The following is an 18,595-nucleotide window of genomic DNA, read 5'->3' on the forward strand; positions in this document are numbered from 1 at the left end:
GGTGCGGTGGCGCCGCCGCACCCCTGCGTCGGGTCTTCTATGCGTACGAGGCCGCCGCGGGGGCCCACGGGAGGGTGATCCAGACCGTCTTGCCTCCCTCCTCGGTCGGTGTGACCGAGAGGCGGCCGCCCGCCTCCGCCGCCAGGGAGCGGATGATGACCATGCCCCGGCCGTTGTCCTGCTGGACCGCCGCCGGGAGCCGTCGGGGCCAGCGCGGATGGCTGTCGGTGACGCCGATGTGGAGGCGCTCCTCGCGCTCCAGACGGATGTCGACCGTGAAGGTGGGCGACTGCCCGAAGGTGTGCAGGACGGCGTTGGTGGCGAGTTCCGAGACCATCAGGCGGATCGCGTCCGCCAGGTCCCCGGCGTCGTCGAGGCCCCATCCGTCGAGGACCTCCGCGACGTACCGCCGGGCCGTGGGGACCGACGCGGGATCGCTCGGCAGCGTGACGGATGCTTCCTGGTGGTCTGCCATGGCGACGCTGTCCCTTTCCCGCCGGGGCTCCGGCCCCGGATCGCGCTTCGCGTCAGAGTGCCATCGATCGTGCCGCCCCGGCAGGCGTTCCACCAAGATATGTCCCCATCTGTCGCCCGAAGCGGTGAACTCTGCGGTCCGTGGCCGCCCTTGGGGCTCCGGACGGTCCGTCAGGCCTTCGGCGCGGTCCGCAGGATCGTTTCGACCGCGCATGCGATCTCCGCGTCCGTCAGATCGGCCCGCGCGGTGAGCCGCAGCCGCGAGATGCCGTCGGGGACGGACGGGGGCCGGAAGCAGCCGACCGCCAGTCCCTGTTCGCGGCAGTCCGCCGCCCAGCGCAGCGCCGCCTCCGGGGAGGGCGCGTGCACCGAGACGACGGCCGCGTCGGGCCGGGCCGCGGTGAGTCCGGCGTCCGTGAGCAGCCGGTGCAGGGTGGTGGCGACCGTACGGGCCCGCTCGGCGAGGCCCGGTTCGGCGGCGATCAGGCGCAGGCTGGCGAGCGCGCCGCCCGCGGCGGCCGGGGCGAGGCCGGTGTCGAAGATGAAGGTGCGGGCCGCGTTCACCAGGTGTTCGATCACCCGGGCCGGGCCGAGGACGGCGCCGCCCTGGCTGCCCAGGGACTTGGAGAGCGTGAGGGTGGCGACGACGTCCTCGTCGCCCGCGAGCCCGGCCCCGTGCAGGGCGCCCCGGCCGCCCTCGCCCAGGACGCCGAAGCCGTGGGCGTCGTCGACGACGAGCCCGGCGCCGTGCGCGCGGCAGGCCTCGGCGAGCTCCGGGAGCGGGGCCTTGTCGCCGTCGACGGAGAAGACGGAGTCGCTGACGACCAGGGCCCGCCGCCCCGGGTGCGCGTCCAGGGTCTTGGCGACGGCCTCGGCGTCGCCGTGCGGGACGACGACGGCCTCGGCGCGCGCCAGGCGGCAACCGTCCACGATCGAGGCGTGGTTGGCGGCGTCGGAGACGATCAGGGAGTCCCGGCCGCCGAGCGCGGTGAGCGCGGCGAGGTTCGCGGTGTAGCCGGAGGAGAAGACGAGGGCCGCCTCGAAACCGCAGAAATCGGCGAGTTCGCGCTCCAGGCGGGTGTGCAGCCGGGTGGTGCCGGTGACGAGCCGCGAGCCGGTGGCGCCGGCGCCCCAGCGCCGGGCCGCGTCCGCCGCCGCCTCGGTGACCTCGGGGCGGCGGGTGAGGCCGAGGTAGTCGTTGCCCGCCAGGTCCAGGAGGTCCGACTCGGCCGCCCGGGGCCGCAGCGTCCGGACGAGCCCGGCCTCGGCCCGGCGGCGCGCCTCTGCCTCGGTCCAGTCGAAGGCGGTGCGGCGCGGGCCCGCGGCCCCCACGTCGTCGGCGCTCGGGCCCGTGGCCCGCGCGTCCTCGGCGCCCGCGGCGCGTACGTCCTCGTCCCGTGGCATGCGGCGATCCTTTTGTAGGCAGCGCACAGACCCTAACCGCAGGACGCGGAGGCCGGGGTGTGGTCATCCACACACCTCTATCGGGGCCGTTTGTTCGGATCCTCCTTGGCCCGGGGGCGGGCGGTAGGCAAGGATCAGCGGTTATGGACCTGCTGAACACGCTGGTGGAGAAGGGGCTGCGGCGCGAGCTGCCGACCCGTGAAGAAGCGCTCGCCGTCCTGGCGACCTCCGACGACGAACTGCTCGATGTGGTGGCGGCCGCCGGCAAGGTGCGCCGTCAGTGGTTCGGGCGGCGGGTGAAGCTCAACTACCTGGTCAACCTGAAGTCCGGTCTCTGTCCCGAGGACTGCTCGTACTGCTCGCAGCGGCTCGGCTCGAAGGCCGAGATCCTCAAGTACACCTGGCTGAAGCCGGACGAGGCCTCGCAGGCCGCGGCGGCGGGTGTCGCGGGCGGCGCCAAGCGGGTCTGCCTGGTGGCCAGCGGCCGCGGTCCGACGGACCGGGACGTGGAGCGCGTCGGGAAGACGATCGAGGCGATCAAGGAGCAGAACGAGGGCATCGAGGTGTGCGCCTGCCTCGGTCTGCTCTCCGACGGCCAGGCGGAGCGGCTGCGGGAGGCCGGCGCCGACGCGTACAACCACAACCTGAACACCTCCGAGGCCACGTACGGGGACATCACCAAGACCCACACGTACGCGGACCGCGTGGACACCGTGCAGAAGGCGCACGCCGCCGGTCTGTCGGCCTGCTCGGGTCTGATCGCGGGCATGGGCGAGACCGACGAGGACCTCGTCGACGTCGTGTACGCGCTGCGCGAGCTCGACTCCGACTCGGTGCCGGTCAACTTCCTGATCCCCTTCGAGGGCACCCCGCTCGCCAAGGAGTGGAACCTCACCCCGCAGCGCTGCCTGCGGATCCTCGCGATGGTCCGGTTCGTCTGCCCCGACGTCGAGGTGCGGATCGCGGGCGGCCGCGAGGTGCACCTGCGCTCGATGCAGCCGCTGGCGCTGAACATCGCGAACTCGATCTTCCTCGGCGACTACCTGACCAGCGAGGGCCAGGCCGGCCAGGCCGACCTGGACATGATCGCGGACGCGGGCTTCGAGGTGGAGGGCGCCGGCACGACCACGCTGCCGAAGCACCGCGCGGACGCGCTCGCGGCGGCGGGCGCGACGGGCGGCTGCGGCTCGGCGGCCTCGGCGGGCTGCGGCTCTGAGGCCTCCGCGGAAGGCGCGGGCTGCGGCTCGCACGCGGAGGGCGGCGGCTGCGGCCCCTGCGGCGGCCACGCGGCGCCCGTGCGCACCTCGGACGAGGCCCGCACCGACCTGGTGGCCGTGCGCCGCCGCGGCGCCGGGACGGACCTCGCGCCGAATGCGTAACGACGAACTCCTCGCCCTGGACCGGGCGCACGTCTGGCATCCGTACGGCCCCATGCCGGGCCGTACGGAGCCGCTGGTCATCGAGTCCGCCTCCGGTGTACGTCTCCGGCTGGCCGAACCCGTGCACGGCCAGGCCGAGTTGATCGACGGCATGTCCTCGTGGTGGTCGGCGCTGCACGGCTACAACCACCCCGTGCTCAACGAGGCGGCGCACGACCAGTTGGGCCGGATGAGCCACGTCATGTTCGGCGGGCTCACCCACGAGCCGGCCGTCCGGCTCGCCACCCGGCTGGTCGAGATCACCCCCGAACCGCTCCAGCACGTCTTCCTCAGCGACTCCGGCTCGGTCTCCGTCGAGGTCGCGGCCAAGATGTGCCTGCAGTACTGGCGCTCGGTGGGCAGGCCGGGCAAGCAGCTCCTGATGACCTGGCGCGGCGGCTACCACGGCGACACCTGGCAGCCGATGTCCCTGTGCGACCCCGAGGGCGGGATGCACGAGCTGTGGTCGGGCGTGCTCCAGCGCCAGGTCTTCGTCGACGCGCCGCCGGTCACGTACGAGGAGTCGTACGCCCGGATGCTGCGGGAGCAGATCGCTCTCCACGCGGACGAGGTCGCCGCGGTGATCGTGGAGCCGGTGGTGCAGAACGCGGGCGGGATGCGGTTCCACCCGCCCGAGTACCTGCGCGTCCTCCGCGAGGCGTGCGACGAGCACGGTGTGCTCCTGGTCTTCGACGAGATCGCGACCGGCTTCGGCCGTACGGGCACGCTGTTCGGCGCCGACCAGGCCGGCGTCTCGCCCGACGTGATGTGCGTGGGCAAGGCGCTGACCGGCGGTTACCTGTCGATGGCGGCCACGCTCTGCACGACGGAGATCGCCGAGGGCATCTCGCGCGGCGAGGTTCCCGTCCTGGCGCACGGGCCGACCTTCATGGGCAATCCGCTGGCCTCGGCGGTGGCCTGCGCGTCGATCGACCTGCTGATGTCCCAGGACTGGGCGCTGGAGGTCAAGCGCATCGAGACGGGACTCCGCGACGGGCTCGCCCCCGCCGCGGACCTCCCCGGCGTCCGCGACGTCCGCGTCCTCGGCGCCATCGGCGTCGTCCAGCTCGACCACGACGTCGACATGGCCGCGGCCACGGAGGCGGCGGTCCGGGCGGGCGTGTGGCTGCGCCCGTTCCGCGACCTGATCTACACGATGCCGCCGTACGTGACGGGCGACGAGGACCTGGCCCGCATCTGCGCGGCGGTGAGGGCGGCGGCGCAGGCGGGCTGACGCCGTTGCGGCGGGGCGCTTTCCGTTGTGGGCAATCGTTCCGCGGGGCGGAACGGGTGGGCACAACGGAACGGCGCCCCTGCCGGCGCCAGAGGCTTCCGCGCCCGAACCCGCATCCTGTGCAACCCGCACCGAACAAGGAAGGACGCCCCATGGGCATCATCGTCGTGACCGGCACCGGCACGGAGATCGGCAAGACCATCGTCACCGCGGCCGTGGCGGCCGTCGCCACGGCCGCGGGACGGTCGGTGGCCGTGCTCAAGCCCGCCCAGACCGGCGTCACCCCCGACGAGCAGGGCGACGCCGACGAGGTCGTACGCCTCTCCGGCGCCACGACCTCGGCCGAGCTCGGCCGTTTCCCGGAGCCCCTGGCCCCGGGGACGGCCGCCCGGCGGGCCGGGCTCGCGCCGATCGGGCCCCGGGAGGTCGCCGAGGCCGCCCGGAAGCTCGCCGAGGAGCACGACCTGGTGCTCGTGGAGGGCGCGGGCGGCCTGCTCGTCCGCTTCGACGAGGAGGGCGGCACCCTCGCCGACGCGGCCGCGTTGCTCGGCGCGCCGGTCCTGGTGGTGGTCCCGGCCGGTCTGGGGACGCTCAACCCGACGGCCCTGACGGCCGAGGCACTGCGGGCGCGCGGGATCGAGCAGCTCGGCGTGGTCGTGGGCAGCTGGCCGGACGCGCCGGACCTGGCGGCGCGCTGCAACCTCGCGGACCTGCCGAAGGAGGCGGGCGCCCCGCTGCTCGGGGCCGTACCGGAGGGTTCGGGGGCGCTGGACCCGGCGGCGTTCCGGGCGGCGGCGGGCGGCTGGCTGGCGCCGGAGCTCGGCGGCAGCTGGGACGCCGGGGCCTTCTCGGCGGCGCAGGCGGCACCGCTCCCCGCAGGCTGACGGCGCGCGGGAGGCGGCACGCCCGCATGCACGACCCGCACCGCTCTCCGTACGCTGACCGTATGCGCGCACGAGTTCAGGAGATCGTCTTCGACTGCGCCGCCCCGGCGGCGCTCGTCCGCTTCTGGGCCGGGCTCCTCGGCGGCGAGCCCGTCGACCGGAGCGCCGACTGGTCGTACGTGGATCCGCCGGAGTTCGTACGGATCGCCTTCCAGCGGGTGCCGGAGGGCAAGGCCGTGAAGAACCGGCTGCACCTCGACGTGGAGGTGGCGGATCCGGCGCGGGCGGCCGAGGAGGCGCTGCCGCTCGGGGCGGTCACGGTCGGCGGGCTCGTCACCGACGAGCAGGGCTCCTTCCAGGTCATGCGGGACCCGGAGGGCAACGAGTTCTGCTTCGTGACGGGATGAGGTGACCGACGATGACGCGCCCCGGCTCGTCTCCTCGTGTCCACCACCCCCTGTTCGCCCGCTTCTACGCCCGGTTGAGCGCCTCGGCCGACACGCGGGGCGGGCTCGGTGCCCTGCGGACGGAGCTGCTCGCCGGGCTCTCCGGCCGGGTCGTCGAGATCGGCGCCGGGAACGGCCTGAACTTCGCGTACTACCCGGCCGGGGTCACCGAGGTCGTGGCCGTCGAGCCGGAGGCCCATCTGCGCGGGCTCGCGGAGGAGGCCGCGCGCCGGGCCCCCGTCCCGGTGACCGTGCTGCCGGGGACCGCCGAGGCGCTGCCGGGGCCGGACGGTGCCTTCGACGCGGCGGTGGCCTCGCTGGTGCTGTGCACCGTACGGGACGTGCCGGCGGCCCTCGCCGAGCTGCGGCGGGTGCTGCGTCCCGGCGGCGAGCTGCGGTTCTTCGAGCACGGGGCGGCGGACACGCCGGGGCTCGCGCGGGTGCAGCGGGGTCTGGACCGCACGGTCTGGCCGCTGCTGTTCGGTGGCTGCCACACCTCCCGTGAACCGCTGGCGGCGATCGAGGAGGCCGGTTTCGGCCTCGTCTCGTACCGCTTCTTCGACGTCCCGGAGCGGGGCCCCCGGCTGCCGTCCTCCCCCTGCGTCCTGGGCGCGGCCCGGCGGTAATGCCTGGCGGCGCGGCCGCGCCGCATGGTGTGATCCGGCCATGATCGATGTGAAGATTCGCGCCGCGGTGACCGACGAGGCGGAGGCCGTCCTGGCCTTCTGGCAGGAGTCGGCCGAGGGAACGTCCATCTCGGACGACGTGCGCGGGGTGACCCGGCTCCTGGAACGCGACCCCGAGGCGCTGCTCCTGGCCACGCTGCCCGACGGGCGGATCGTGGGGTCCGTGATCGCGGGCTGGGACGGTTGGCGGGCCTCGCTCTACCGGCTCGCGGTGCTGCCCTCGCACCGCCGGCAGGGCATCTCGACCGCGCTCCTGCGCGCGGCGGAGGATCGTTTCGCCGCGCTCGGCGGGCGCCGTGCGGACGCGATGGTCCTGGTGGCGAACGAGACGGCGCACGCCGCGTGGGGGGCCGCGGGGTACGAGCGGCAGGAGCAGTGGCGCCGCTGGGTGAAGCCCTTCAGCGACTGAGAGCGGGGCGATCATCACGCCGTTTTGCCGATCCTTTACCCTGGTGTCTCATCCCCACGACCGAAAGGTGTGAACGTCCGCCCATGGGCGAGCCCCCCAGTAGCACTGGTTCCGACCGTCGACATCGAGCGATCCCTCTCCCGCTGACTGATCATGGGACGGAGGTGAACCGATGACCGAAGTGCTTCTGCTCGTGGTGGCGCTGCTGCTCGCTCTCGCGTGCGGTGCGTTCGTCGCGGCCGAGTTCTCCCTGACCACGGTCGAGCGCGGCGAGCTCGAAGCCGCCGCCGAGCGCGGCGAGCGGGGGGCCGCGGGCGCGCTCAAGGCCGTCCGCTCGCTCACCTTCCAGCTCTCCGGCGCCCAGTTGGGCATCACGGTGACCAACCTGGTCGTCGGCATGCTCTCCGAGCCCTCGATCGCCAAGCTGATCAGCGGCCCCCTGGAGTCGATCGGGCTCTCGGCCTCGACGGCCTCCTCGGTCGCCCTCGTCCTGGGCACCGCCCTGTCGACCGTCGTCCTGATGGTCGTCGGCGAGCTGGTCCCCAAGAACTGGGCGATCTCCTCGCCGCTCGCCGTCGCGAAGGTGGTGGGCACCCCGCAGCGGGTGTTCACGGCCGCCTTCAAGCCGTTCATCAGCCATCTCAACAACACCGCGAACCGGATCCTGCGCCGTCTCGGCCTGGAGCCGACCGAGGAGCTGGCCTCCGCCCGCTCCCCGCAGGAGCTGGTGGCGCTCGCCCGGCACTCCGCGAAGGAGGGCGCCCTGGAGGCGGACACGGCCGAGCTGTTCGTCCGTACCCTCAACCTGGCGGAGCTGACCGCGGAGAACGTGATGACGCCCCGCGTGCAGGTGACCGCCCTGGAGGTGCAGGCCACCGCCGAGGACGTCGCCAACGCGACCCGCGCGACCGGGCTGTCCCGCTTCCCCGTCTACCGGGGCAGCCTCGACGCCGTCGTCGGCATCGCCCACATCAAGGACGTGCTGGCGATACCGGCCGAGGAGCGGCCCCGCCGCCGGATCGGCGAGATGCTCCGCGAGCCGCTGCTCGTCCCCGAGACGCTCACCGTGGACCGGCTGCTCGACCGGCTGTCCGGCAGGCAGACGATGGCCGTCGTCATCGACGAGTACGGCGGCACGGCCGGCGTCGTCACCCTGGAGGACATCGTCGAGGAGGTCGTCGGCGAGGTGCGCGACGAGCACGACCCGCACGAGACGTCGGACCTGGCGCGGGCGGGCGAGGACGCGGACGGGCGCGAGCTGTGGTCCGCCGACGGCGCCGCCCGTACGGACCAGCTGGCCGCGATCGGCCTGCGGGTGCCGGACGGCCCGTACGAGACGCTCGCGGGCGTCCTCGCGACGGAGCTCGGCCGCATCCCCGCCGCCGGTGACAGCGTGGAGCTGGCCGGCTGGCGGCTCGACGTCGTCGACGCCTCGGGCCGGCGCGCCGCGCGCGTGCTGCTGCACGCCCCGGCGCACCACCACAGCGAGGACGAGGACGGGGAGGCCGGCCGATGATCGCGATCCAGCTGTTGATCGGTCTGCTGACGCTGGTCGTCAACGCCTTCTTCGTCGGCGCCGAGTTCGCCCTGATCTCGGTCCGCCGCAGTCAGATCGAACCCCTGGCCGAGGCCGGGAACCGGCGGGCGCGCAGCGTCATCTGGGGCCTGGAGCACGTCTCCGCGATGCTCGCGGCGGCGCAGCTCGGCATCACGCTCTGCACCCTGGTGCTCGGCATCGTCGCCGAGCCGGCCATCGAGCACCTGCTCGAACCGGTCTTCGACGCGGTCGGCGTGCCGCACGGCGTGGCCGCCACGATCTCGTTCGCGATCGCGCTGGCCCTGGCGACGTATCTGCACATGCTGCTCGGCGAGATGGTGCCGAAGAACATCGCGCTCGCCGAGCCGGCGCGCTCCGCGCTGCTCCTCGGGCCGCCCCTGGTGACGCTCGCGCGGGCGCTGCGGCCGGTGATCTTCGCGATCAACGCCTTCGCCAACACCCTGCTCAGGCTGTTGCGGGTGGAGGTCAAGGACGAGGTCGCGGCGACCTTCTCGGACGACGAGCTGGCCCGGATGGTCACCGACGCGGGTGACGCGGGCCTCCTGGACGACCGGGCCGCCGAGCGGCTGCACGACGCCCTGGAGCTGGGCCGGCGCCCGGTGCGGGACGTCGTGATGCCGGCGGAGAAGGTGGTGTACGCGGAGGTCGGCACCACTCCGGAGGAGCTGGAGGCGCTGGCGGCGCGGACCGGGTTCTCCCGCTTCCCGGTGCTGGACGCCCAGCGCCGCATCCTGGGCTATCTGCACGTCAAGGACGCCCTGGACGCCACGCCGCGCGATCTGCCGTTCCCGGTGTCGGCGCTGCGGCCGATCGCCCGGGTCCGGGCGGCGACGCCGCTCGACGACGTCCTCACCGCGATGCGCCGCAGCCGGACGCACCTGGCGGCCGTGCTCGACGAGGACGGCAAGCCGGCCGGTCTCGTGACGATGGAGGACGTGCTGCGCGAGCTGGTGGGGCGCCCGGCGGGGGCGTGACACCCTGCGAACGGAGGGCCCCGGGTGTGATCCCGGGGCCCTCCGGCGTCTCAGAGCGCGGTGGCGGCGAGCCAGTCGTCGAGCAGGCCCCGGTCGCCGGTGTGCGCGAAGCGCGGGTCGTCGGCGGCGTACCGGCGGTGCAGCAGGAGCAGCAGCTCCCCGGCGTCCGCCGTGACACCGGCGGTCGGCTCCGCGCCTCCGGCGTCGCGGCTCCAGCCGAACCCGCCCCCGCCGAGCGTCAGGGTCCACACGGCGCCGGTGTCACGGGCGGTGAGGCGGAGGACGGCGCCGTCGCGGTCGAGGTGGGCGAGGGGTTCGGCGATCCAGGGGATGTACGGCGCGTCGGTCAGGAAGTGGTCGATCACGTCGGCGGCCGTACGGGGGTCGATCGCCCCGGCGACGCCCCCGAGCGCGAGCTCCGCGTCGGCGAGGTGGACGACCGCCTCGGCGAGCAGCCGCCGCGGGTAGTACCCGGCATGCGGATCCGCCCCCGGCGACCAGACCGGGAGTCCGGGAGCGGCGGTACGCAGCACCGTGAGCGCGCTTCCGGCACCGGCGGTCAGCCACTCGGCGTACCCGGCCGGGTCCGTCGGCAGGTCCAGCGGGATGTCCCGCACCCGGACGCGGACGGCGGCCCGGGTGCGCACGAGGTGCTCGGCCCATCGGTGGACCGCACCGAGGTGCCGGGTCAGGTCCGCGAGGGTCCAGCCGGGACAGGTCGGGACGGGGGTCGCGGGGTCGGCGTCGCGGACGGTCGCGGCGAAGCGCCGGGTGGCCTCCAGGACGGCGTCGCAGGTGGCGGCGTGGGTGTCCTCGGTGAGGCCGAAGCCCTCGGAGACCTTGAGCAGCTCGTCCTGCCAGGGGCCCGCCGGCTGCCGCAGCGCGGCCTCGCGGAAGAGCCCGTCGAGGGTGCGGCGGTCGGCGGGGCCGAGCTCTCCCAGGGTGTACGCGGTGCTCTCCAGCCACTTCAGGGCCGTGTCCGGGTCGAAGTCCTCGTCGGTGGCGGTTCCGACCGCCGTCACCAGCTCCGCCAGCGCCTCGGCCAGCGTGCTCAGGAGCGTGTCGCTCATCGGGTTTCCCCTCCCGGGTTCTCCACGGCACCCCGCGCATACCGCACGGTATGATCGCTCCGCCATGGAGATCAATGCCACGTACAACAGTCTCGTCGCCGTCGGGGACAGCTTCACCGAGGGTATGTCGGACCTGAAGCCCGACGGTTCCTACCGGGGCTGGGCCGACGTCCTCGCGGGCCGGCTCGCGGCCCGCTCCCCCGGCTTCCGCTACGCCAACCTGGCCGTGCGCGGCAAGCTGATCGGCCAGATCGTCGACGAGCAAGTCGACCTGGCCGCAGGGATGGAGGCCGATGTGGTGACCCTGGTCGGCGGGCTCAACGACACCCTCCGGCCGAAGGTCGACATGGTCCGGGTGCGGGACCTGCTCACCGAGGCAGTGGAACGCCTCACACCCTCCTGCGGGCAGCTGGTCCTGATGCGCAGCCCCGGCCGCAACGGCCCGGTGATGGAGCGCTTCCGCCCCCGGATGGAGGAGCTGTTCGCCCACGTCGACGCGCTCGCCGCCCGGCACGGCGCGCTGGTCGTCGACCTGTACGGGGCGCCGTCGCTCGGCGACCCCCGGCTGTGGGACGTGGACCGGCTCCACCTGACGGCCGACGGGCACAGGCGGGTCGCCGAGGCCGTGTGGCAGACGCTCGGCCTGGCGCCCGAGGAGGACTGGCGCGTGCCGCTGCCCCCGGCCGTGCGGCCCGGTTGGGCGAGCCGCCGGATCGCGGACGCCCGCTTCGCCAGGGAGCACCTGGGCCCGTGGATCGGACGGCGTCTGACCGGCCGCTCCTCGGGCGACGGCCGCGCTCCCAAGCGCCCGGAGCTGCTGCCGTACGAGCCCCCGGCCGGTCACCAGGGGGCGGACGTGACCTGGGTCTCGTAGCAAGCTCCACACCGGACCGTGGCGCTGGCCTGCAGAAACCACCAGTAAACTCTGTCCACGTGACTGCTGTGACTGCGAAGCCCCGCATCCCCAACGTTCTGGCCGGCCGCTACGCCTCCGCGGAGCTCGCCGTCCTCTGGTCCCCCGAGCAGAAGGTGAAGCTGGAGCGTCAGCTGTGGCTCGCCGTGCTGCGTGCGCAGAAGGACCTCGGGATCGAGGTTCCGGACGCCGCCATCGCCGACTACGAGCGCGTTCTCGACCAGGTCGACCTCGGCTCCATCGCCGAGCGCGAGAAGGTCACCCGGCACGACGTGAAGGCCCGGATCGAGGAGTTCAACGCCCTCGCCGGCCACGAGCACGTCCACAAGGGCATGACCTCGCGCGACCTCACCGAGAACGTCGAGCAGCTGCAGATCCGGCTCTCCCTGGAGCTGATGCGGGACCGCACGGTCGCCGTCCTCGCCCGTCTCGGCAAGCTGTCCGCCGAGTACGCGGAGCTGGTCATGGCCGGCCGCTCGCACAACGTCGCCGCCCAGGCGACCACCCTCGGCAAGCGTTTCGCGACGGCGGCGGACGAGCTGCTCGTGGCCTACGCCCGCCTGGAGGAGCTGCTCGGCCGCTACCCGCTGCGCGGCATCAAGGGCCCGGTCGGCACCGCGCAGGACATGCTGGACCTGCTCGGCGGCGACGCCGGCAAGCTCGCCGACCTGGAGCAGCGGATCGCCGGTCACCTCGGCTTCGCGCACGCCTTCACCTCGGTCGGCCAGGTCTACCCGCGCTCGCTCGACTACGACGTGGTCACCTCGCTGGTGCAGCTGGCCGCCGCGCCGTCCTCGATCGCCAAGACGATCCGTCTGATGGCGGGCCACGAGCTGGTCACCGAGGGCTTCAAGCCCGGCCAGGTCGGCTCCTCGGCGATGCCGCACAAGATGAACACCCGCTCCTGCGAGCGCGTCAACGGCCTCATGGTCATCCTGCGCGGCTACGCCTCGATGACCGGCGAGCTGGCGGGCGACCAGTGGAACGAGGGCGACGTGTCCTGCTCCGTGGTCCGCCGGGTCGCGCTGCCGGACGCCTTCTTCGCGCTCGACGGCCTCCTGGAGACCTTCCTCACGGTGCTCGACGAGTTCGGCGCCTTCCCGGCCGTCGTCGCCCGCGAGCTCGACCGCTACCTGCCCTTCCTGGCGACCACGAAGGTCCTCATGGGCGCGGTGCGCGCCGGCGTGGGCCGCGAGGTCGCCCACGAGGCCATCAAGGAGAACGCCGTCGCCTCCGCCCTCGCCATGCGCGAGCAGGGCACCGTGGAGAACGAGCTCCTCGACAAGCTGGCCGCCGACGAGCGGATCCCGCTGGACCGCGCGCAGCTCGACGAGCTGATGGCCGACAAGCTGTCCTTCACGGGCGCCGCCGCCGACCAGGTCGCGGTCGTGGTCTCCCGCATCGAGGAGATCCTCAAGCAGCACCCGGAGGCCGCCGCCTACACCCCCGGCGCGATCCTCTGAGCCGGAACCCCCGGTTCACCCAGCAGGAGCTGGAGGCCGCTCGCGACCGCGTCGTCCCCGACGTGGTCGCGGGCGGCCTTTCCGTGCTCTTCTGCGGGATCAACCCGGGTCTGATGACGGCGGCGACGGGCCATCACTTCGCCCGGCCGGGCAACAGGTTCTGGCCGGTGCTGCACCTGTCCGGGTTCACCCCGAGGCAGCTGCGGCCGGACGAGCAGGAGGAACTCCTGGCGTACGGGCTCGGGATCACGAACGTGGTGGCGCGGGCGACCGCGCGGGCCGACGAGCTGAGCCGCGAGGAGTACGTGGAGGGCGGGCGCCTTCTCGTCGAGAAGGTGGAGCGCCTCGCGCCGCGCTGGCTCGCGGTCGTCGGCGTCACGGCGTACCGCACGGCCTTCGGGGAGCCGAAGGCCGTGATCGGGCCGCAGGAGCGGACGATCGGATCCACCCGGATCTGGGCGCTGCCCAACCCGAGCGGTCTCAACGCCCACTGGACGACGGCGACGATGGCCGAGGAGTTCGCCCGGCTGCGGGAGGCCGCGGAGGCGCCCTAGGGCGGGGAGCCCCCGACGGGTCCCCTCCGGGGGCGGCACTCGCCGCGTCCGGGGCCATTGAGTACCATCCGCCGGAGAGGCGCACGAGCTGGGAGGAAACACTGTGGGGCGGCTGACCGGCGGGGATCCGTCTCTGCTGCGGCGGATCAACTCCGCGGTGGTGCTCCATGCCCTGCGCGGCGCCGACGCGCCCACGCTCACGGATCTGACCCGGATCACGGGTCTGTCGCGGCCCACGGTCGAAGGGGTCGTCGAGGGCCTCATGGAGAGCGGGCTCGTCGTCGAGTCGGCGCCCGAGGAGGGCGAGACCCGGCGGCAGGGGCGTCCGGCGCGGAGGTTCCGCTTCCGCGCGGAGGCCGGTTATCTGCTCGGCATCGAGATCGGCCCGCACCGCGTGGCCGCCCTGCTCTCCGGTCTGGACGGGCGCATCATCGGCGCCGGGTCGCGCGAGGTGTCGGAGACGGCGCCCGAGGACGAGCGCCTGGACCGGGTCCGTACGGTCGTCGCGGACGTGCTGCGCAGGGCCGGGGTCCCCCGGTCCAACCTGCGGGCCGTGGGCGTCGGCACGCCCGGCATCGTGGAGGCCGACGGCACCGTGCGCCTCGGCACGGCGCTGCCCGGCTGGACGGGTCTCGCGCTCGGCGAGCGGCTGCGGCGCTCCTTCCGCTGCCCGGTGATCGTGGAGAACGACGCCAACGCGGCGGCGGTCGCCGAGCACTGGAAGGGTGCGGCGACCGACTCCGACGACATCGTCTTCGTGCTGGCCGGGCTCAGCCCCGGCGCCGGTTCGCTGATCGGCGGCCGGCTGCACCGCGGCTTCGGCGGGGCGGCCGGGGAGATCGGCGCCCTGCACCTGCTCGGCCGGGGCGTCACCCCCGAGCACCTGCTGTCGACCACGGACGAACCGCTGCACCCGCTCGACGAGCAGGCGGTCGCGGAGGTCTTCGCGCTGGCCCGCGAGGGCGACGCGCGCGCCCAGGCGGCGGTGGAGCGGTTCATCCAGCGGCTCGTGCACGACGTGGCGGCGCTGGTCCTCGCCATCGACCCCGAGCTGGTGGTCGTGGGCGGCTGGGCGGCCGGTCTCGACGGGGTGCTCCAGCCGCTCCGCGAGGAACTGGCCCGGTTCTGTCTGCGGCCGCCGCGCGTGGTGCTGTCCCTCCTCGGCGAGGCCGCGGTGGGCACGGGCGCCCTGCGGCTCGCCCTCGACCACGTCGAGGAGCAGTTGTTCGCCGTCGAGCGCACGGTGACGGCCCGCCGCTAGGAGTTGCCTCCCGGGTGACGGGCCGGTGCCGGTGGGGCGCGGTGTTACGAGGCCATGACCAGGTCGACCGAGTCGCCGAAGGTGAGGCGGCAGGTGTCGGCGCGGTACGTGGCCACGGAGACGGCGGCGGTGCGCCCGGCCGAGAGGTAGCGGGTCGTCACGACGAGGACGGGCGCGCCCGGCAGCCGGTCGAGCTCCTTGGCGTCGTCGGCGCGGGCGGAGCCGAGCTCCACGGAGCGGTCCTGGCCGTCGAGGGCGAGGTGCTGGAGTTCGCGGAGCACGGCGCGGGCGCGGGCGGGTCCGGCGGGCGCGTCGATGGCGCTGAGGCCCGGGACGGAGCCGGCCGGCACGTACAGCAGCTCGGCGGCGACGGGCTGGCCCTGGCTGATCCGGAGGCGGCGGACGATGTGCACCTGCTCGCCGGCCTCAGTCTCCAGGACGCGGGCGACGGCGGCCGGGGCCACGTCGGCGGCGGAGTCCTGGGGCTGCCAGACCTCGTCGGCGACGCCGGGCCAGACCTGCTGGGTGGTGGAGACGTCGACGCCGACGCGCGGCGGGGCGACCGTGGTGCCGACGCCGCGGCGGCGCTGGAGGCGGCCTTCCAGCTCCAGCTGCTCCAGGGCCTGACGGAGCGTGGCGCGGGCGACGCCGAAGCGGGCCGCGAGCTCGCGCTCGTTGGGGAGGATCTCCCCGACGGCGAAGTCCGAGTCGAGCGCTTCGCCGATCACCGTCTTGAGGTGCTGGTACTTCGGCTCCGGTACCGATGTGAGCTGCGTGGTCCCCACCCTGATCCTCCGCACATTCGCCGTGTCCCGCGGCGTTTTTTCCGCGCCCTTGTTTATTAAAGGTTCCTGCACTAACTCTGCGACCATAAGGCGAGGTACCCCCTTGGTCAAGACCAATCCTCCGTCGAACGCCCCCGAATGTGACCCTCTGACCTAGATCGTTCACAGGACGTTCGCGCCCCCGTGAGCCCCGCGCAGCAAAAGGCCCCGCCTCCCTGGTGGGGGGGCGGGGCGTGGGTCGGTGCGGTCAGAGGCCGGCGAGGTGCCGGAGCTTGTCGGGGTTGCGGATGAGGTGGACGCACTGGACGAGTCCGTCGCGCGCCTCGATCTGGACGACGGTGTCGGGCTTCCCGTCGGCGAGGACGAGGACGGCGGGGGCGCCGTTGAGCTCCGGGAAGCGGATCTCGTACCCGGCCGCGTAGTCCCGGGCGACGGCGAAGAGGAAGCGGCCGACCTTGTCGGCGCTCTCGATGATCCGCAGCGGCGCCTTGGACTTGCCGCCGCTGTCGCCGACGAGCCGCGCGTCCGGGGCGAGGAGCGCGAGGAGTTCGCCGAGGTCGCCGCCGGCCGCGGCGGTCAGGAAGCGCTCGGTGAGGTCGCGGCGCTCGGCCGGGTCGACGTCGTAGCGGGGCCTGCCCTCGTCGACGTGGCGGCGGGCTCGTCCGGCGAGCTGGCGCACGGCCGCCTCGGAGCGGTCGAGGGCGGTGGCGATCTCCCCGTACGGGAAGCCGAAGGCCTCGCGGAGCACGAACACGGCCCGCTCCAGCGGGGAGAGGGATTCGAGCACCACGAGGACCGCGAGCGAGACGGAGTCGGCGAGCACCGCGCGCTCGGCGGTGTCGGGGGCGGCGGGGCCGAAGTCGGTGACGAGGGGTTCGGGGAGCCAGGGGCCGACGTAGGACTCGTGGCGGGCCTGCGCCTGGCGGAGCCGGTCGATGGCGAGCCGCGTGGTGACGCGTACGAGGAAGGCGCGCGGCTCGCGGACGGCGGCCCGGTCCGCGGCGGTCCAGCGCAGCCAGGCCTCCTGGACGACGTCCTCGGCGTCGGCGGCGCGGCCGAGCATCCGGTAGGCGACGCCGAGGAGCGTCGGGCGGTGCTCCACGAAGAGTGCGGTGAGGGTGTCGGTTTCGTCGGCGACGGCCGGGATGTCGGTGGGCACGCGTCCATCCCAGCCCACGCCACCGGCCCTGTCCAGTTTCCTGCCCCTGTCTTGAACTCCTGGCTACCGAACGGTAATTCTTCTCACTGACGGGACGTCGGGAAGGTGGCGCCTGCCGGTGTCCGCGCAGCTGTCCACGACGAACCGAGGAGCCCGCAATGCCCGCACGGATCGCGTTCACGATCGAGACCCCGGCGGGTCCCCGCAGCACGTCCCTGGCGTACGAGCGGCGGGGCGCGGGCGATCCCCTGCTGCTGCTCCACGGCATCGGGCACCACTGGCAGGCCTGGGAGCCCGTCCTGGACGTCCTCGCCACCGAGCGCGAGGTGATCGCCGTCGACCTGCCCGGTTTCGGTTCCTCCGACGGGCTGCCGGAGGGCGTCCCCTACGACCTGTCCACCGTCGTCCCCGTGCTCGGCGCCTTCTGCGAGGCCGTCGGCTTCGAGCGGCCGCACGTGGCGGGGAACTCGCTGGGCGGGCTGCTCGCCCTGGAGCTCGGCCGGGAGAAGCGGGTGCGCTCGGTCACCGCCCTCTCCCCCGCCGGCTTCTGGTCCGAGGGCGAGCGGCGGTACGCCTTCGGGACGCTGCGGGCCATGCGCGGGGCCGCCCTGTCGCTGCCCGTGCCGGTGATCGAGCGCCTCTCCCGCACGGCCGCCGGGCGCACCGTGCTCACCAGCACCATCTACGCCCGGCCCGGCCGCCGGTCACCCGAGGCCGTCGTCGCCGAGACGCTCGCGCTGCGCGGGGCCACCGGCTTCCACCAGACCCTGGCGGCGGGCCGGGGCGCCCTCTTCCGCGACGACGTCCCCTCGGTGCCCGTCACCGTCGCCTGGGGCAGCCGCGACCGGCTGCTGCTGCGCCGTCAGGGCGTCCGCGCCAAGCACATGCTGCCCGGCGCGCGCCTGGTGCGGCTGCCCGGCTGCGGGCACGTGCCGATGAACGACGACCCGGCCCTGGTCGCGCGCGTGATCCTGGACGGCAGCCGCTGAGTCCGGCCGGGGCTTCCGTGTGAACAGGCCGGTGCCCAGGGCGGCGCCGGCGCCCACGAGGAGGCTGCCGGCCGCCTGCGGCAGACCGAAGGCGCCGCCTCCGACCAGTGCGGCGCTCAGGGCGGCGGCGATCGGGATGGCCCCGGTATAGAGAGTGGCCCGCTCCATTCCGACGCGCTGGACGCCCATGTAGAAGAGGACGAATCCGACGACCGTGGCCAGGGCCGCCTGCCAGACCAGCGCCCCCGTCTCCACGGCCGTCGGCATCCGTACGAACCCGGCACCGTCCACGACCAGGCCGACGAGCGCCGCCTCGACCGCGCCGATCCCGCACACGGCGGCCGTCAGCAGCTTCGGTCCGAGCAGCCGCAGCACGGGGACGGCGAGGACGGTGAACCCCACCTCGCCCGCGAGCGCCGCCACCGACCAGCCGATCCCGGCCAGGTCCGTCCGCCCCCAGCCCTGCACGGCGAAGGCGCCGGCGGCGACGAGCAGCGCCCCGTAAAGGACGGCGGGGGCGGGCCTGCGGCCCTCGGTCAGCGGGACGAGGACGGCGACGACGACCGGGGCGCAGCCGACCAGGACGCCGGGGACGGCGGGCTCGGCGGTCCGCTCGGCGGCGAGGACGGCGAGGTTGAAGCCGACCATGCCGACGGCAGCGAGAGCGGCGAGCCGGAGCCAGTGACGGGCGGTCAGGAGCCGCAGCGGGGCGAGCCCGCCACGGCCGAGCAGCGGGAGGAGGAGCAGGCAGGCGGCGGCGTAGCGGAGCGCCTGCCCGCCCGCGTACGGGTAGGCGCCGAGCAGGCTGTTGGCGGTGAAGGAGGCGCCGACGAGGGCGTAGGCGAGGGTCACCAGGAGGACCCCGCGCAGGGCGTTCGCGTTCATGCCTCCGACGCTAGGAGGCCCGGCGGTCC

At 74.1% G+C, this 18,595-nt stretch carries 18 protein-coding genes and 1 pseudogene; 13 read left to right on the forward strand and 6 right to left on the reverse strand.

The genetic code is table 11. The features are described from left to right. Positions 1 to 37 precede the first annotated feature (37 nt). Entirely contained in the window at positions 38 to 475 is a 438-nt protein-coding gene (locus ACH4TP_RS22305) for an ATP-binding protein (protein ID WP_389229377.1), read from the reverse strand. 170 nt (positions 476 to 645) lie between these two features. Continuing rightward, positions 646 to 1,878 (reverse strand): 8-amino-7-oxononanoate synthase, encoded by a 1,233-nt coding sequence (locus tag ACH4TP_RS22310; protein WP_398181961.1) that lies wholly within the window; start codon positions 1,876 to 1,878, stop codon positions 646 to 648. Positions 1,879 to 2,021: 143 nt separating this feature from the next. Here ACH4TP_RS22310 and bioB point away from each other — a divergent pair, with 143 nt between their 5' ends. From bioB to ACH4TP_RS22350, 8 genes are all read left to right on the forward strand, one after another. Next, positions 2,022 to 3,257 (forward strand): biotin synthase BioB, encoded by a 1,236-nt coding sequence (gene bioB / locus ACH4TP_RS22315; RefSeq protein ID WP_389229383.1) that lies wholly within the window; start codon positions 2,022 to 2,024, stop codon positions 3,255 to 3,257. Further along, a complete protein-coding gene (locus ACH4TP_RS22320; RefSeq protein ID WP_389229386.1) occupies positions 3,250 to 4,530 on the forward strand; it encodes an adenosylmethionine--8-amino-7-oxononanoate transaminase in 1,281 nt (426 codons plus the stop codon). The genes bioB and ACH4TP_RS22320 overlap by 8 nt, the downstream gene beginning before the upstream one ends. Before the next feature lie 152 nt (positions 4,531 to 4,682). Next, entirely contained in the window at positions 4,683 to 5,414 is a 732-nt protein-coding gene (gene bioD / locus ACH4TP_RS22325) for a dethiobiotin synthase (protein ID WP_398438897.1), read from the forward strand. 62 nt (positions 5,415 to 5,476) lie between these two features. Continuing rightward, entirely contained in the window at positions 5,477 to 5,821 is a 345-nt protein-coding gene (locus ACH4TP_RS22330; RefSeq protein ID WP_389229392.1) for a VOC family protein, read from the forward strand. Positions 5,822 to 5,832: 11 nt separating this feature from the next. Beyond that, positions 5,833 to 6,486, forward strand: a complete 654-nt coding sequence (locus ACH4TP_RS22335) for a class I SAM-dependent methyltransferase (protein ID WP_398438898.1) — start codon at positions 5,833 to 5,835, stop codon at positions 6,484 to 6,486. Positions 6,487 to 6,526: 40 nt separating this feature from the next. Further along, on the forward strand, positions 6,527 to 6,955 hold the full coding sequence (locus ACH4TP_RS22340; protein WP_398181954.1) for a GNAT family N-acetyltransferase: 429 nt from the start codon (positions 6,527 to 6,529) through the stop codon (positions 6,953 to 6,955). Positions 6,956 to 7,127: 172 nt separating this feature from the next. Further along, positions 7,128 to 8,471: a hemolysin family protein gene (locus ACH4TP_RS22345; protein ID WP_389229401.1), complete on the forward strand. Its 1,344-nt coding sequence runs from the start codon at positions 7,128 to 7,130 to the stop codon at positions 8,469 to 8,471. Next, positions 8,468 to 9,487, forward strand: coding sequence for a hemolysin family protein (locus ACH4TP_RS22350; protein WP_389229404.1), 1,020 nt, complete (start codon positions 8,468 to 8,470; stop codon positions 9,485 to 9,487). Before ACH4TP_RS22345 ends, ACH4TP_RS22350 begins: the two co-directional genes overlap by 4 nt. A gap of 50 nt (positions 9,488 to 9,537) precedes the next feature. Here the strand turns inward: ACH4TP_RS22350 and ACH4TP_RS22355 are convergent, their stop codons facing one another. Beyond that, positions 9,538 to 10,557, reverse strand: coding sequence for a maleylpyruvate isomerase family mycothiol-dependent enzyme (locus ACH4TP_RS22355; protein ID WP_398181951.1), 1,020 nt, complete (start codon positions 10,555 to 10,557; stop codon positions 9,538 to 9,540). A gap of 64 nt (positions 10,558 to 10,621) precedes the next feature. Here ACH4TP_RS22355 and ACH4TP_RS22360 point away from each other — a divergent pair, with 64 nt between their 5' ends. The 4 genes from ACH4TP_RS22360 to ACH4TP_RS22375 all read left to right on the forward strand — a co-directional run bounded on the left by ACH4TP_RS22360 (position 10,622) and on the right by ACH4TP_RS22375 (position 14,748). Continuing rightward, positions 10,622 to 11,431: an SGNH/GDSL hydrolase family protein gene (locus tag ACH4TP_RS22360; RefSeq protein ID WP_398438899.1), complete on the forward strand. Its 810-nt coding sequence runs from the start codon at positions 10,622 to 10,624 to the stop codon at positions 11,429 to 11,431. 59 nt (positions 11,432 to 11,490) lie between these two features. Beyond that, complete coding sequence (gene purB / locus ACH4TP_RS22365; protein ID WP_389229413.1) at positions 11,491 to 12,933, forward strand: adenylosuccinate lyase; 1,443 nt, start codon at positions 11,491 to 11,493, stop codon at positions 12,931 to 12,933. A 62-nt stretch (positions 12,934 to 12,995) separates the two neighbouring features. Further along, the gene (mug, locus tag ACH4TP_RS22370; RefSeq protein WP_389229416.1) at positions 12,996 to 13,487 is read left to right on the forward strand and encodes a G/U mismatch-specific DNA glycosylase; all 492 of its coding nucleotides are present in this window, start codon (positions 12,996 to 12,998) and stop codon (positions 13,485 to 13,487) included. Positions 13,488 to 13,590: 103 nt separating this feature from the next. Continuing rightward, positions 13,591 to 14,748, forward strand: a complete 1,158-nt coding sequence (locus tag ACH4TP_RS22375) for an ROK family transcriptional regulator (RefSeq protein WP_398438900.1) — start codon at positions 13,591 to 13,593, stop codon at positions 14,746 to 14,748. Between the two features lie 44 nt (positions 14,749 to 14,792). Here ACH4TP_RS22375 and ACH4TP_RS22380 read toward each other — a convergent pair whose 3' ends face one another. Beyond that, complete coding sequence (locus ACH4TP_RS22380; RefSeq protein WP_389229706.1) at positions 14,793 to 15,533, reverse strand: GntR family transcriptional regulator; 741 nt, start codon at positions 15,531 to 15,533, stop codon at positions 14,793 to 14,795. Between the two features lie 247 nt (positions 15,534 to 15,780). Further along, positions 15,781 to 16,692, reverse strand: a complete 912-nt coding sequence (locus ACH4TP_RS22385) for an RNA polymerase sigma-70 factor (protein WP_398438901.1) — start codon at positions 16,690 to 16,692, stop codon at positions 15,781 to 15,783. A 158-nt stretch (positions 16,693 to 16,850) separates the two neighbouring features. Between ACH4TP_RS22385 and ACH4TP_RS22390 the strand changes: the two genes are divergently transcribed. Beyond that, entirely contained in the window at positions 16,851 to 17,681 is an 831-nt protein-coding gene (locus ACH4TP_RS22390) for an alpha/beta fold hydrolase (protein ID WP_389229425.1), read from the forward strand. A gap of 480 nt (positions 17,682 to 18,161) precedes the next feature. On the opposite strand, the pseudogene ACH4TP_RS22395 reads toward ACH4TP_RS22390, so the two are convergent. Then, positions 18,162 to 18,566 (reverse strand): annotated as a pseudogene (locus ACH4TP_RS22395) (EamA family transporter); the annotation flags it as partial. Positions 18,567 to 18,595 lie beyond the last annotated feature (29 nt).

This window comes from Streptomyces sp. NPDC021012 (genome assembly GCF_044333355.1).
Taxonomy (GTDB): Bacteria; Actinomycetota; Actinomycetes; order Streptomycetales; family Streptomycetaceae; genus Streptomyces.